13 protein-coding genes are annotated in these 15,676 nt (G+C 29.9%); 12 read left to right on the forward strand and 1 reads right to left on the reverse strand.

Translation table 11 applies throughout. The annotated features are described in order from the left end of the window. Positions 1 to 158: 158 nt before the first annotated feature. The 10 genes from KTC94_RS01265 to uvsE all read left to right on the forward strand — a co-directional run bounded on the left by KTC94_RS01265 (position 159) and on the right by uvsE (position 12,276). Complete coding sequence (locus tag KTC94_RS01265; RefSeq protein ID WP_220285887.1) at positions 159 to 2,477, forward strand: DNA translocase FtsK; 2,319 nt, start codon at positions 159 to 161, stop codon at positions 2,475 to 2,477. Positions 2,478 to 2,661: 184 nt separating this feature from the next. Beyond that, the gene (rimO, locus tag KTC94_RS01270) at positions 2,662 to 3,999 is read left to right on the forward strand and encodes a 30S ribosomal protein S12 methylthiotransferase RimO (protein WP_216303073.1); all 1,338 of its coding nucleotides are present in this window, start codon (positions 2,662 to 2,664) and stop codon (positions 3,997 to 3,999) included. Then, a complete protein-coding gene (gene pgsA / locus KTC94_RS01275) occupies positions 3,983 to 4,528 on the forward strand; it encodes a CDP-diacylglycerol--glycerol-3-phosphate 3-phosphatidyltransferase (protein WP_216303072.1) in 546 nt (181 codons plus the stop codon). Before rimO ends, pgsA begins: the two co-directional genes overlap by 17 nt. 163 nt (positions 4,529 to 4,691) lie before the next feature. Further along, on the forward strand, positions 4,692 to 5,747 hold the full coding sequence (gene recA, locus KTC94_RS01280; RefSeq protein ID WP_165412191.1) for a recombinase RecA: 1,056 nt from the start codon (positions 4,692 to 4,694) through the stop codon (positions 5,745 to 5,747). Between the two features lie 298 nt (positions 5,748 to 6,045). Next, the gene (rny, locus tag KTC94_RS01285; RefSeq protein ID WP_224578977.1) at positions 6,046 to 7,602 is read left to right on the forward strand and encodes a ribonuclease Y; all 1,557 of its coding nucleotides are present in this window, start codon (positions 6,046 to 6,048) and stop codon (positions 7,600 to 7,602) included. 192 nt (positions 7,603 to 7,794) lie between these two features. Then, positions 7,795 to 8,985, forward strand: coding sequence for a pyridoxal phosphate-dependent aminotransferase (locus tag KTC94_RS01290; RefSeq protein ID WP_216303071.1), 1,191 nt, complete (start codon positions 7,795 to 7,797; stop codon positions 8,983 to 8,985). A 106-nt stretch (positions 8,986 to 9,091) separates the two neighbouring features. Beyond that, positions 9,092 to 9,352, forward strand: coding sequence for an HPr family phosphocarrier protein (locus KTC94_RS01295; RefSeq protein ID WP_165412193.1), 261 nt, complete (start codon positions 9,092 to 9,094; stop codon positions 9,350 to 9,352). A 92-nt stretch (positions 9,353 to 9,444) separates the two neighbouring features. Continuing rightward, positions 9,445 to 10,422 (forward strand): tyrosine-type recombinase/integrase, encoded by a 978-nt coding sequence (locus KTC94_RS01300; protein ID WP_220285886.1) that lies wholly within the window; start codon positions 9,445 to 9,447, stop codon positions 10,420 to 10,422. 273 nt (positions 10,423 to 10,695) lie between these two features. Then, positions 10,696 to 11,022, forward strand: a complete 327-nt coding sequence (locus KTC94_RS01305; protein ID WP_165412195.1) for a CGGC domain-containing protein — start codon at positions 10,696 to 10,698, stop codon at positions 11,020 to 11,022. A 9-nt stretch (positions 11,023 to 11,031) separates the two neighbouring features. Continuing rightward, the gene (gene uvsE, locus KTC94_RS01310) at positions 11,032 to 12,276 is read left to right on the forward strand and encodes a UV DNA damage repair endonuclease UvsE (RefSeq protein WP_220319504.1); all 1,245 of its coding nucleotides are present in this window, start codon (positions 11,032 to 11,034) and stop codon (positions 12,274 to 12,276) included. 245 nt (positions 12,277 to 12,521) lie between these two features. On the opposite strand, the gene KTC94_RS01315 is transcribed toward uvsE, so the two are convergent. Beyond that, positions 12,522 to 13,376 carry a cell division protein gene (locus tag KTC94_RS01315; RefSeq protein ID WP_220319505.1) on the reverse strand — a complete coding sequence of 285 codons (855 nt, stop codon included), beginning with the start codon at positions 13,374 to 13,376 and terminating at the stop codon, positions 12,522 to 12,524. A gap of 428 nt (positions 13,377 to 13,804) precedes the next feature. Between KTC94_RS01315 and KTC94_RS01320 the strand changes: the two genes are divergently transcribed. Both KTC94_RS01320 and KTC94_RS01325 read left to right on the forward strand, forming a co-directional pair. Then, a complete protein-coding gene (locus KTC94_RS01320; protein ID WP_220319506.1) occupies positions 13,805 to 14,440 on the forward strand; it encodes a HutD family protein in 636 nt (211 codons plus the stop codon). A gap of 36 nt (positions 14,441 to 14,476) precedes the next feature. Continuing rightward, on the forward strand, positions 14,477 to 15,667 hold the full coding sequence (locus KTC94_RS01325; protein WP_220319507.1) for a sensor histidine kinase: 1,191 nt from the start codon (positions 14,477 to 14,479) through the stop codon (positions 15,665 to 15,667). Positions 15,668 to 15,676: the final 9 nt, after the last annotated feature.

Here is a 15,676-nt window from a genome sequence, read left to right on the forward strand (position 1 = left end):
AAATAGCCTATTTATGTCTATTTTTAATGATTTGTTACTATGACAAATATAATCTAATAATTTTTTTATATAACTAGTTTAAAATTGATTTATAAATCTATTGAAAGTTAGAGGAGATTTCTAAACTTTGTAGAAATAATAAGGATAGAGGTGATACTTTGGCTAGAAAAAAAACTAAAACTAAATCTAAAGTTGCAAGTAATGTAGATGCTAATAGTGAAATTTATGGAATTATTTTAATAACAATAGGCATATTAATTTTATTAAGTATCTTCTCAACTAGGGGTTCAAATTCTAATTCCATATCAGGTATGATAGGTAATCTGATTAATCATGTGCTTTTTGCAATATTAGGAGTGGGTGCATATCTTTCGCCGTTCCTTATAGTATTTATTGGTATTTGCAAAATCGTTAAGAAAGGTAAGATAAATTTTAGTAAGAAGTTTTGTGGAATAATACTTTTTATAATAAATACACTATTATTTATACAAATGTTATCTTTAAATAAGTATTACACTAAAGGAGATTTTTTGCTCGGAATAAATAAGATATACAATTCAGAAAGTGTACTACATGGTGGGATTATTAGTTATTCAATTGATGTACTATTACATACACTATTTGGAGCTGCGGGTAGCTATATAATTTTTATTGCTATTTATGTTATATGCTTTATTATAATATTAAACGTATCGCTTAATGATGTCTTTTTTTATTTAAAGGATAAATTTATTATTAAAAAGACTGCGAGTAAAAATGATAGTAAGGATTTATATATAGAAAATAATGATAAGCAAGAAGAATTAGTAGTTCCAAATGGAGAAAAAAATAAATTTATTAAAGATATTAGCAGCAATAAAATTAAAATAATCGATTTTATAAAATCAAATGAAATTGCTACAGATGCGGAAGGATTAAATAAAGAAGAAACTGTTAGTGGTGTTAGGAATGACAATGCACGTACTTTAAAAGAAAGGCATATAGATAATTCTATCAACCAAGAGTTGGAGAAAGAAATTCAATTAAATAGTGTAAATTCAAAGCCAAACTATAAATATGAATACCCCACTGTAGATTTATTAAATGAAAATAATACTTCCAAAATGAATAAAAACGATAAAAAAGAATTGCTTAATAGTGCCAATAAGCTACAAGAGACACTAAGTAGCTTTGGAGTTGAAGCAAAGGTTATTCAAGTTACAAAAGGACCCTCAGTGACAAGGTTTGAACTTCAACCAAATGCTGGTGTTAAGGTGAGTAAAATTGTAAATCTAGCAGATGATATTGCACTGAATTTAGCTTCTTCCGGGGTAAGAATCGAGGCACCGATACCTGGTAAGGCAGCTGTAGGCATTGAAGTACCAAATAAAGAGTTAAGCGCAGTATACTTAAGAGAAGTAATAGAATCTAATGAATTTTCAGCTTCAAACAAAAATTTATCCTTTAGTTTAGGAAAAGATATAGGCGGTAACTGTGTTGTTTCGGATTTAACAAAAATGCCACATTTGCTGGTAGCAGGGGCTACAGGCTCTGGAAAAAGTGTTTGTATAAATTCATTAATAATAAGCATACTTTATAAGTATTCTCCAGAGGAGGTTAAGCTATTATTAATTGACCCTAAAGTTGTCGAATTAAATATTTATAATGGGGTACCTCATCTATTAATACCAGTTGTAACAGATCCCAAAAAGTCTGCAGGTGCTTTAAATTGGGCTGTAAACGAAATGTCAAGAAGATACAAGAGTTTTGCTGAAAACAATGTGCGAAGTATAGAAGGATATAATGAATTAGTAAATAAAGGCATTGTTGAAAATAAATTGCCGTGGATTGTTATTATAATTGATGAGTTAGCAGATTTAATGACGGTCTGTGCTAATGATGTAGAGGAATATATTGGAAGACTTGCGCAAATGGCAAGAGCGGCAGGAATGCATTTAGTAATTGCGACGCAGAGACCATCAGTTGACGTTATTACGGGTGTAATAAAAGCCAATATACCTTCAAGAATATCTTTTGCAGTTTCGAGTCAAATAGATTCAAGAACAATTTTGGATTCCTCTGGTGCAGAGAAATTACTTGGGAAAGGTGATATGCTTTTTTATCCGGTTGGAGAGGCTAAACCATTTAGAATACAAGGAGCTTTTGTGTCAGAAGAAGAAGTTGAACGAGTTGTTGATTTTATAAAGAATCAGACGACAGAAGTAAACTATGAAAAAGAAATAATAGATGAAATAGAGAGTAGTTCAAATAATAAAAGTATTGATGATGATATTGATGAATTATTAAATGAAGCAATAAGAATAGTAGTTGAAAATGGACAAGCATCTACTTCCTTATTGCAACGTAAGCTAAAAATAGGGTATAATAGAGCAGCAAGAATTATTGAACAAATGGAGGAACGAGGGATTATATCAGGTAGAAATGGAAGCAAACCTAGGGAAATATTATTAAGTGATAGTGAGTTAAAGGAACAATAAAAAAAAAATGTAAGAATAATTGTAAATACCCTTGTTTAATTTGCAAATCACATTTACAATAATTTATGGGTACAAATGTAGGAAGATAAAAATAATTAGCTATTATTTACATAAAGAGTCAAACAAGTAGTATGATATTTGGTAAATAGGAGTTACTCAGGTTGATAAACAAGGAGGATGACTGGTGGAAAAATTAAAAGTTGGAGTTATAAATTTAGGCTGTGATAAAAATAGAATTGATAGTGAGATTGTAATAAGCAGTTTAAGTGGGAAATATGATATGACAAATGATCCTAAACTAGCAGATATAATTTTAGTGAATACTTGTGGATTCATAGAATCGTCAAAACAAGAATCAATAGACACTATTCTAGAAATGTCAGAATACAAAAAGAAATATAATTGCACAGTATTGATTGCGACGGGTTGCCTTACTCAGCGTTATGGGTCGGATCTGATTGAATTGATGCCAGAACTTGATATAATCCTCGGTGTTAATGATTATGACAAGTTAGTAAGTAGTATAGAAGAGGTTCTTTTAAAAAATATTAAAGTACAACATTGCACTTATAGTGATGATAATATTAATGAAGGACAAAGAGTATTAACTACAGAAACATACTCTGCTTATATTAGAATTTCCGAGGGCTGTGATAATGCTTGTGCATATTGTGCAATACCAAATATTAGAGGAAAATATAGAAGCAGAAAAATGGAGAACATAATACAAGAGGCTAAGGATTTAAGTGAACATGGTTGCAAGGAAATTATTTTAGTTGCTCAAGATACCACTAGATACGGGATAGATTTATATGGTGAAAAAAACCTACATAAATTAATAAGAAAAATTTCTCAAATAAGTGGGATTGAATGGATTAGAGTACTTTACTGTTATGCAGAAGAAATGACGGATGATATTATTAATGAAATTTCTTTAAATGATAAAGTTTGCAAATATGTAGATATACCAATTCAACATATAAGCGATGATCTTCTTAAATCCATGAAAAGGAAAGGAAGAAAAAATATCATAACAGAAAACATAAATAAGATGAGGAAGGGTATTAAGGGATTAACCCTTAGAACTACATTAATCGTTGGATTTCCAGGAGAAACGGAAGAAAATTTTGAAGAATTGAAACAGTTTATTAATGAAACTAAATTTGATAAATTGGGAGTGTTCAAGTACTCAATGGAAGATGGTACTGCAGCTGCAGAGATGAAAAATCAAATTCCAGAAGAAATAAAGGAAAAACGTGAAGAAGAATTAATGATTGTGCAACAAAATATATCAAAAGAGATAAATAGTAAAAAAATAGACAAAATTTACAAAGTTTTAGTAGAAGGATTTAATGGTAAAACTTATTTTGGTAGAAGTTATGAAATGGCACCAGAAGTTGATGGAACTATTTTCTTTGAATCTGACAAAGATTATAATAAGGGAGAATTCGTAACAGTAAGGGTTACCAAAGCGTTAGAATATGATTTAATAGGAGTTGTGTGCTATGAATCTTGCAAATAAACTTACAATGATTCGAATTTTTTTAGTACCTATATTTTTAGTGTTTATGGCGGTTAAAGGAATACCTTATGGAAGAGAACTGGCGACAATTGTTTTTATAGTAGCATCTCTCACTGATAAGTTGGATGGCTATGTAGCTAGAAGCAGAAATCAAATAACTAATTTCGGAAAATTCATGGATCCTCTAGCAGATAAACTTTTAGTAACTGCTGCACTTGTTTCATTAGTGGAGCTTCAGATTGTGTCTAGTTGGGTAGCTATGATTATAATTGCTAGAGAATTTGCAGTTTCAGGACTTCGAACAATAGCTGCTTCAGAGGGAAAAGTAATTGCGGCTAGTAAATGGGGGAAACTTAAAACCGTTATTCAAATAGTAGCTATAATTACAGCATTGATAAATTTATCTTACGCAAATACGTTATTAAATGCGTTAACCAATATTTTCATGGCTGCCGCAGTAATTATTACAATAATATCTGGTGTTGACTATTTTGTAAAAAACAAAGGTACAATTAGAGTCGATAAGTGATTAAATTATTAGAGTTTGTTAATAATACAAATAAAAGGATTTCTTTAGTAAATGAAAATGGCAGATATTGCTTTGTATGTTGACCATATAAAATAAATGGTGTATACTTAAATTCAGAACAAACGTTCGTCGAAAAAGGATGGTGAACCCGCAGGGGAAATTTATGAATAATGAAAAATTAAAAGCGCTAGAAGTAGCTATGGGTCAAATAGAAAAACAATTCGGAAAAGGCTCTGTAATGAAACTTGGAGAAAATAGTAAGTTAAATATAGAGGCTATTTCCACTGGTTGTTTAGGACTTGACATAGGCCTAGGCATAGGTGGTGTACCTAGAGGAAGAATAATAGAAGTTTTTGGACCAGAATCTTCAGGTAAAACTACAGTTGCACTTCATATAGTTGCAGAAGCTCAAAAAAATGGTGGTACAGCTGCATTTATAGATGCAGAGAATGCTTTAGACCCTGAATATGCTAAAGCACTAGGAATAGATATAGAAAATTTAATAGTATCACAACCAGATACTGGTGAACAGGCGTTAGAGATTACAGAGGCTTTAGTTCGCTCTGGGGCTATAGATGTTATCGTAGTGGATTCGGTAGCAGCTTTAGTGCCTAAAGCTGAAATTGAAGGCGAAATGGGAGACTCCCATGTAGGACTCCAAGCAAGACTTATGTCGCAAGCTTTAAGAAAACTTGCGGGTTCTATAAATAAATCCCAATGTGTTCTTGTATTTATAAATCAATTAAGAGAAAAAGTAGGAGTAATGTTTGGTAACCCAGAAGTAACCCCTGGTGGTAGAGCGTTGAAATTTTATGCATCTGTTAGACTAGATATTAGAAAAATAGATACAATTAAACAAGGCGATGAATTTATGGGTAATCGAACAAGAATAAAAATAGTTAAAAACAAAGTAGCTCCTCCATTTAAGAAAACTGAATTTGATATTATGTATGGTCACGGCATATCTCGAGAGGGCGATGTTCTAGATATAGGAGTTGTAGAAGAGATTGTACAAAAAAGTGGAGCATGGTTCTCATATGGAGATATACGACTTGGACAGGGAAGAGAAAATTCAAAACAATATTTTAAAGAAAACCCTTTGGTTATGTTAGAGATAGAAAACAAAATTAGAGCAAAACATAACCTACCATTATACAAGAACGCAGAGACTAGTAAAAAAGAAGTTAGCAAAAAAGAAGCAAGTAAAAAAGAAGCATAAAAGCAAGTTTTTACTTGCTTTTTTTCTTTAACTTATAATTAAGGAATATTATTATGGTATCAGGCATATGCATTCTATGATGCAATATGCTAAAGTTTATCATAACTACTATATAATAGTAAGAATAAAGACTTATTTAAACGTTAAAATCTTGACATTAACTGAAAAGTAATATAAAATAAATACAAATACTGGTTTAGTATATTTAAATTGTTACCAATTAAATATAGCACCTTTTCTAGCTTTCATATTTACTCTTAAATAGATTTGAAATAAGCAAAGGAGGTGTTGATAATCAATGGATACTAAAAGTCAAACAATGCTCATAGTAGTTTGTGCTATTTTGGTTGTTGTTTTAGCATGTATTTTTGTTATAATTTATATTAGAAAAAATATATCTCAAGCAAATATTTTCAAGGCCGAAAAAGAAGCTAAAAAAATTATTGATGAAAGTGTAAAAGATGCTGAATCAAAAAAGAAAGAGGCTATTTTAGAAGCCAAAGAAGAAGTTCACAGACTTAGAACTGATTTAGAAAAAGAATCAAGAGAAAGACGTAATGAAGTTCAAAGGTTAGAAAGAAGAAACATCCAAAGAGAAGAATCATTAGATAAAAAAAGTGATGTGCTGGAGAGAAAAGAAGAAAATCTTAATAAAAAACAACAAGAAAGTGAAATGCTAGAAGCAAGTGTACAAGATTTATACACAAAGCAAAGAGGAGAATTAGAAAGATTATCAGGGTTGACATCTGATGAGGCAAAACAAGTTTTATTAGATGAAATTAGAAAAGAAATTAAACACGATGCTGCAATTATGATTAAAGAAATTGAAACTAAGGCAAAAGAAGAAGCTGATAAAAAAGCAAGAGAAATTATTACTTATGCTATTCAAAGATGTGCAGCCGATCATGTAGCAGAAACAACAGTTCATGTGGTTTCGCTTCCTAATGATGAGATGAAAGGAAGAATAATAGGTAGAGAGGGTAGAAATATTCGAACTCTAGAAACGCTTACAGGAGTAGATTTAATAATAGATGATACACCTGAAGCAGTAATTCTTTCAGCATTTGATCCTATAAGGCGCGAAGTTGCTAGAATAGCACTTGAGAAACTAATAGTGGATGGAAGAATTCACCCTGCTAGAATTGAGGAAATGGTAGAAAAAGCTAAAAAAGAAGTTGATAGTGACATAAAAGAAGAAGGAGAACAAGCAACTTTTGAAACAGGAGTGCATGGACTTCATTCGGAAATTATCAGGCTGCTTGGAAGGCTTAAATACAGAACCAGTTATGGTCAAAATGTATTAAAGCATTCTATAGAAGTTTCATATTTAGCTGGACTTATGGCATCTGAACTTGGAATTGACCCAACACTCGCTAAAAGATGCGGTCTACTTCATGATATAGGTAAAGCTGTAGATCATGAAGTTGAAGGTCCACATGCGCTTATAGGTTCAGAAATAGCTAAAAAACACCATGAGTCCTCTATTGTAGTAAATGCAATTGCAGCGCATCACGGTGACGTTGAGTTAGAATCCCTTGAAGCAATACTAGTTCAAGCGGCAGATGCTATATCAGCGGCAAGACCAGGTGCAAGAAGAGAAACTTTAGAAGCTTATATTAAAAGATTGGAAAAATTAGAAGAAATTGCAAATTCTTATGAAGGTGTAGAAAAGTCATATGCTATTCAAGCTGGAAGAGAAGTTAGAATTATGATTAAACCAGAAATAATTGATGATGCAGGTGCTGTTGAAATGGCAAGAAATCTAGTTAAAAGGATTGAAAATGAACTAGAATATCCTGGTCAAATTAAAGTAAATGTAATTAGAGAAACACGAGCTATTGACTATGCTAAATAATTAAATGTAAGATTAAATCCTCTTGAGATTTAGAATATTTCTAAACCCTAAGAGGGTTTTTTTATTTCATATTACATATTATTTGGAAAAATATGTAATGTGGAATCAGGTTGCTTCATTTACATCACAAAAAAAAAGTGATATATTAGTATCATAAGAATTAAATTAATATAAGTATTGGGGGTAAGAAAAATGGTATTATCTAAAAAAGCAAAACAAATAACAACATCTTTAACACTAGATATAACTGCAAAGGCTAAAAAAATGAAGGCTGAGGGCATAGATGTCATAGGATTTGGTGCTGGTGAACCTGATTTTGATACACCCAAAAACATTCAAGAAGCAGCTATAAAAGCAATTAAAGAAGGCAGGACAAGATATACAGCGGCTTCAGGTATTATTGAACTAAAACAGGCAATAATTGGAAAGTTAAAGAGAGAAAACAACTTAACTTACACACCAGCTCAAATTATAGTTTCAGCTGGAGCAAAACAATGCTTAGCTAATGTATTTCAAGCTATTTTAAATCCAGGAGATGAAGTTTTAATTGGAGTTCCATATTGGGTAAGTTATCCAGAATTGGTTAAATTAGCAGATGGAGAACCTATCTATATAGAAACAGAAGAAATTAATGAATTTAAATTAACAATAGCGAGCCTTAATAGAGCATTAACGCCTAAATCTAAAGCAATAATATTAAATAGTCCCAATAATCCTACAGGTACCGTATATTCAAAGGAAGAACTTATGGAAATTGCTGATTTTGCAAAAATAAATAACTTAATCATAATATCGGATGAAATTTATGAAAAATTGTTGTATGGTAGTAATGACCATATTAGTATAGCAAGTCTTTCAGAGGATGCTTACAGAAGAACTATCGTAATCAACGGCCTTTCTAAGGCTTACGCTATGACAGGATGGAGAATAGGATATGCTGCTGGCAGCACGGAAATAGTATCGTTAATGTCTAATATTCAAAGTCATACTACATCAAATCCCAATTCAATTGCGCAATATGCGTCAGTTGAAGCTTTAAATGGAAATCAAGATGATATAGCTAAAATGATTGGACAATTTAAGCTAAGAAGAGATTATATGGTGGAAAAAATTAATAGCATTAATAATTTATCTTGCATAAAACCTGAAGGCGCTTTTTATGTTATGGTGAATATAGGGGATGTTTTAAATAAATCAATCGACGGAAAAGTTATAAAAGATTCGATTGCTTTTTCAGATATTTTACTTGAAAAAGAAAAAGTTGCTGTTATACCAGGTATAGCATTTGGAGTAGATAATTTTATAAGATTGTCTTATGCTACTTCTATGGAAAATATAAAAATTGGACTTGATAGAATAGCGAGGTTTGTTGAAAATATTTAAAATTGATTTACATGATTTTTAATGATATTATAATAGCATGCGTTAATAGATAAGATATTTTATATTATCGCATGCAATAATAAATAAAGTATCGAGGTGAAGTTAATTGGTAACAAAGGAAGTTCTCGTTAGTAATTCTAAAGGATTGCATGCTAGACCAGCTACATTATTAGTAAGAAAAGCCGCGTCTTTTAAATCAGATATAGGTATAGAATATATGGGCAAAAAAGCTAATATTAAGAGTTTAATAGGCATTTTATCTCTAGGAGTCGGTCCTAATACAACTGTAAACGTTATAGCTAATGGTGATGATGAAAAATTAGCTTTAGAAGAAATAGTAAACTTAATTAATGATTTAGAAGAATAATTATAGCCTGTATATTTTAAAAAGCTGCTAACTTACTGTTTGCAGCTTTTTAAAATGTATAGAAATTTAAAAAATATTAAAGGGGAATACATATGATAAACAATATTACACAATTCAACTATAATTCAGATTTGACTTTAGATAACAAAAATTTTATATGGTATTTTCTTGAAATCAAGTCTAGAAAAAGTAAATATACTGCTAAAAGCTATGAACGAGATATAAAAGATTTTTTTTGCGTAAGTTCTATTTATGACATAACTATAGAAGATATTAAAAAGGTATCTATACTACATTCGCAAAATTTTATAATGAATTTAATGAATAAAAATATGTCCTCTGCTACTATAAACAGGAAAATATCATCATTGAGTGCTCTCTATAAGTGGTTATTAAAATATCAAGATAATTCTACAGGCATTCATATAATTAAATATAATCCTTTTGGAAATTTAAAAGAAGAAAAACCAGTGATAAATAATAAGGAAACTGAGTTTTTAACAAAAGAAGAGTGTAAAGTCTTATTAAATAGTATAGATACATCCACTATATTAGGACATAGAAATAAAACTATATTAGTACTTGCTTTAACAACTGCTTTAAGAAAATCTGAGATTATAAATATTAAGATAAAGCATATTACAACGCATACAGGTTATGATGTAGTAAAAGTAATAAGAAAAGGCGGTAAAGAGGATATAGTAAAAATTCAAGGGAACGTTCTTACTATGATAAATGAATATATTAGGTTGACTAAAAGAAATAAGTTATCTAGTGGCGAGGAGTATTTATTTATTGGACATTCAACTAATGGGAATAATAAAGAAAAATTAGATGCAAGCACTTTAAATTACATGATAAAAAGAGTATGCAAAAATGCAGGTATAGATAAAGATTTACGAGTTCATTCTACCAGGCATACAGCTATTACACTAGCAATTTTAGCAGGGGCTACAGTAGAGAAAGTTAGGGATTTTGCTGCACATAAAAATCTAGCTACTACTAATAGGTACATTCACTCCGTAGATAAGCTGAAAAATAATGCTGGAGATTTAATTGATGTATTTTAAATTGAAGTATCGGAAAGGGTTAGCGTATATTGAAAATAATGATAAATATGGCTATATGGATAGCCGAAAGCATTAGGATGCAATTATACCTTTAACTTGGTTTTGTACCTCTAAGAAGGCATAAGGTTGGTTTAAACATGTAATAAGTAGGGGTTTTAAATAAGGAAGGCAATTTTGTTATAAAACATTAATTAAATATGTTATATAAATCACATCTTATACTTTTGTATTTAGATATAATATAGTATATAAATTATTAAGGTGGTTATAAATATGAAAAAGATTGCTGTATTAAGATGTTTTAAAGTTTCTAGTAAATGCTCAGGTTCTGGTTGTATAAAGGCATTTAACAATAAGACAGCCTCATTCAATGATTATGATGCTAGTTTAGACATGGTAATGCAAATACCATGTAGCGGATGTAACGCAGATTCATTAAAAGAAATGCTTAATTCCTCAGAGGAATTAAAAAAACAGGGTGTAAGCAGTATACATTTATCAACATGCATTAGAGCAACATGTCCTTATTATAATGAATTTGTTAAAGGACTTTCAAAGGAATTTGAGGTTGTTGGATACACTCATGGGAGGAAAAAATAGGAGGTAAATATGAAAATCGGATATGCATGCATACCACTTACAACAAATGCAAGAACAAATAGAAGATTAACGCTCAAAAACTTTTCGGAAGAAATGTTTTTAGAAATATTAGAGCAAAACTTAATAGATCTAAGAGGAATATTAGAGAATAATGAGAAGTATAACATAAAGTTATTTAGAATAAGTTCAGATATAGTTCCATTAGGAAGTCACAGTATTAATGAAATTCCATGGCATAAACATTTTCAAAACGAATTAAATGAAATAGGCGAGTATATAAAAGAATGTGGCATGAGAGTGTCTATGCATCCAGGTCAGTACACAGTACTCAATGCAGAAAAAGAAGAGATTGTAGCAAAAGCAATTAAAGATTTGGAATACCATGCTAGATTCCTTGATTCATTAGGTGTGGATTCAAGCAATAAGATAATACTTCATATTGGTGGCGGTTATGGTGATAAAAGTGCTGCTATGAATAGGTTTATTGAAAATTTTAAAAGATTATCATCTTCGGTAAAGGATAGGCTCGTAATTGAAAATGATGGAAAAATATTTAATATTGATGATGTACTTTTAGTAAGTAAGGAAATTAATATACCAGTAATATTTGATAACCTTCACCATCAGTGTAATCATGAAATAGAGGTGCCTATAAAAGAAATAATGAGGAAGGTAGCTAAAACATGGCAGAAAAAAGATGGTAATATAAAAGCCCACTATAGTCAGCAAAATTTGCATAAACAGATAGGGGCTCATTCAAATACGATAATAGTTAAAACCTTTCTAGAATACTATGATGAAGTTAAAGAATTTAATATTGATATTATGCTAGAGGTAAAAGACAAAGATATTTCGGCTATAAAATGCAATATTATAATTAACAACAGGGATAAGAAATCAAAGGCTGGAATTATAGAAAAACAGTGGGCTAAATATAAATATGTATTAATGGAAAGAAATTATAAATATTATAAAGAGTGTAGTAAATTGATAAAAGAGAATTGCAGTATTGAGGAATTCTATGAGTATACGGATGAAATAATAAATTTTGATGTAGAGAATGGAAGTTTTGTAAGTACTGCAGAGCATGTTTGGGGATATGTTAAAAATGCTGCTTCGGATAAAGAACTAACTCATTTTAAAAAAATCCTTTTAGATATGGAACATAAAGAAAAGGTTAAGCTTTATTTGAAAAAATTAAGTGTTAGATATAATGCTGAATATATACTTAATTCCTATTATTTTTATTATTAATAAAGATTGTTGCAAATAAAAAACGCCATATGGTGTTTTTTATTTGCAATTTTTTATATCAAGAATTTGTTTGAATAAACTATGAATATAAAATTTCTGGATTAAATCATCTCCTGCGGAGCTGCATATTAACGACTTCAGAAGTATATCCTTTAATAATCCTTGTTAGTACTAAATAACTAGGGGTATTGCTCGCAAATTTCTTGATTTTGATACTCCAAAAGGGGGGCCGAACGTTAAGAATATTATGAATTAATTTTGGATTTTGCGAACCAAGTTATAGATATAAAATATCCTATTATCGGGGAAACTCCGTATCCCATCAATGGAACTGGAAAATTTCCAAATAGAGTAGAAATTAAAATAATTATAAAATACATACCAATGCTTAGTGATAACAATTTATATTTTTTTGGTGAAAAAAATATAAATGGCAATGGCAATATTACAAGAGAAATAACCCCTAAACTAAGCCATATTATTCCCATACTCGCTACCAAACTAACTATATTTTCAACATAAGATACAGGTTGTAATCCATCTAAAAACACCCATGAAATAATAATCAACGCAGAAAGTAACACTACAATACAAGAACGAAAAATATTGTTATTAATCTTATTCCATAACAACATTATCATTGGAATAGCAAATGCAGTTAGCATAGAAGCATCAGGTTGTAAAGCAAGCAAAACTGATATAACTATTGTAATAGCAGCTGAAAACCACCAATCTCTTATTTGTAACAATTCCCATAGATTTATAATTATAATAGGTAGGACAATAACTGCAACGTAAAACTTAATTGGCCCAACAGATACCCATCTATGAACGCCTTCTATTCCTGAACTAATAAAAGTTAGAAATAAAAGAATAACTGCAACTATAATAGTAGTGGTATTAGTGCTTGCATTATTTTTAACTTTAGATTTTTTTAATAGTATAAAGTATGAAATTATTCCAGCTAATACTAAATAAAAAATGTTTTGAACAAAAATAGCAATTGGTACTTTAGTGGTGTACATTGCTATCCCTCCAATAGTTATTGATGGTACTGCCATCAATAACGGTATAAAATTCAATAACCTCAATTTTTTCATTTTTAACTCCTTACCAAATAAATATTATTTTGGAATTTATATTAATGAATGATAAAATACAATCCTGAATTAACTGATATGAATATATTATTAGAATTATTAGGTTTAATCTCTCCAAAGTATTTATAAATTATTAGTTTTACTTATTTCCTCTATTGATTTGTATAAAGTTGGCTTTGAAATATCAAACATACTGCAAATAACTTTAACTGTTGTTTTACTTTATTATTATATCACTTAAGATATAATAATATCGGATAGTTTACACGATATCAAGTTCAGATTTAGAAATTGTTAATCCTAAATATTTTTAATTAAGTCCCAGATTAAAGTACAAACTAAAAATTATGACTTCTACTTTCGAAATAAAAGGAAAATACATATAAAAATAGAATGTAAATATGATAAGTAATAGGGGGGAATTATAAATGTCTTACAATATTGAAATAATTAGAAAAAATCAACATAAAACAAGTGAATGGTCTGGTGGTACAACAACAGAGCTTTATATTTATCCTAATGATTCACTATATGGTAATCGTAATTTTAAATGGAGGCTGAGTTCTGCAAAGGTTGGAGTAGAACAATCTACATTTACATCTTTACCCGGAATATCAAGGATTATTATGATTATTGAAGGGAAACTACTTCTTGGCCATGAAGGTCATCATAATGCGGTGTTAAAAGCATTCGAGCAGGATAGCTTTAGTGGAGAGTGGAAAACAACAAGTTTTGGTAAAGTTGTAGATTTTAATTTAATGATGGCACAAGGCTACACGGGGAGATTAGAATCAATTTCAGTTAATAAAGGGGAGTTTAAAGATATATTGTTACACAATAATATCAATGATGTTGAAAAATTTCATCAAATCACAGAAGCATTTTATATAGTGAAAGGTGATGTAGAAATAGCTACAGAAACAAAGGAAAAAATAAATCTTAACAAAGGTGATTTAGCATTAGTAACCACAACAGAGAAAGAAAATAATTTAGAACTTAAGGTTTATAGTAGCAGTCAGGGAGAATCTAAAATTATAAGAGCTTCAATATTTTATTGTGAATAATTTTAAAATTAATATATATATACTGGATGTGGTAAATTGAAGAAAAATAATTATCCGTTTTTAGAATTAATTAAATATATAGTATATTTTCTAGTGGCGCTTTCAGTTGTTATGACCAGTGAATATTCTATGAATATTATGACTAAATTCATTATTTGTATGCTGACATATATATTGAATACTCAGATAAGAATGTATTTTTTATATAAGAGAAAATATGCAGTGATAATTTCTCTTTTTATAGATTTAGTATTAATTTCTATAATCTATTATAGTTTTGGTGGGTTTATTTTTATATATTATTTCATTTCAGTTTTGGATGCTGCTTTGATGCTTCCTAAAGCATATGCATACGTAGTTATTTCATTTTTATATGCAGCGGTAGTATTCCAAAGTAGTAAACCAGTTTATGGTAAGATGCAGAATTATATTTTAGTTAATGTGATTTTTAATACGGTAATTGTAGTTATATTTGGAGTCTTGGGAAGATATATTGCAGAAGAAAGCGAGAGGAAAAGTGAAGCACAGCACTTATATGATAAGCTACGAATATCAGAGGAAAATTTAAAAGAGACCTACGAAAAATTACAGCAGTATTCAAATACTGTGGAAGAACTAACTATTTTGAGAGAAAGAAATAGAATATCGAGAGAAATCCATGATTCTGTTGGTCATACCTTATCTACACTGCTTATTCAGCTTCAAGCAATTCCTTATGTAATGAAAAATGACCAAAATGAAGGTGAAAAAATGGTGAGTAATTTAATCCATTTCACTAAAAATGGAATTGAAAATGTTAGAAGGGCAGTAAAAGAGCTTAAACCAACAGATTTTGACAGTTATCAAGGGGTTTTTGCCCTTCAAGAACTTACTTCTAATTTTGAAAAACTTAGTGGAGTTAAGGTAAGTTTTATTGTTTCTAATGAAAAATGGACATTGAATGGAGATCAGAGCTTCACTTTATATAGAATAGTTCAGGAAGCACTTAATAATTCACTTAATCATGGTAATGCATCTAGTGTGATTATATCACTTCAGTTTTTAGAAGATAGGTTATATTTACATATAAAAGATGACGGAAAAGGCTGTCTTAAAATTAAAAGTGGTTTTGGATTAAAGGGTATAGAACAGAGAGTTAAAAGTCTTGGGGGAGAAGTTAATGTTCATGGTGATAAAGGCTTTGAAATTAGTATGTCCATACCAAAAATTGAAAGCTTTATAGAATAACAGGGGGCA

This window comes from Clostridium sp. CM028 (assembly GCF_030585565.1).
In the GTDB taxonomy this organism is placed as follows: Bacteria; Bacillota; Clostridia; order Clostridiales; family Clostridiaceae; genus Clostridium_AD; species Clostridium_AD estertheticum_B.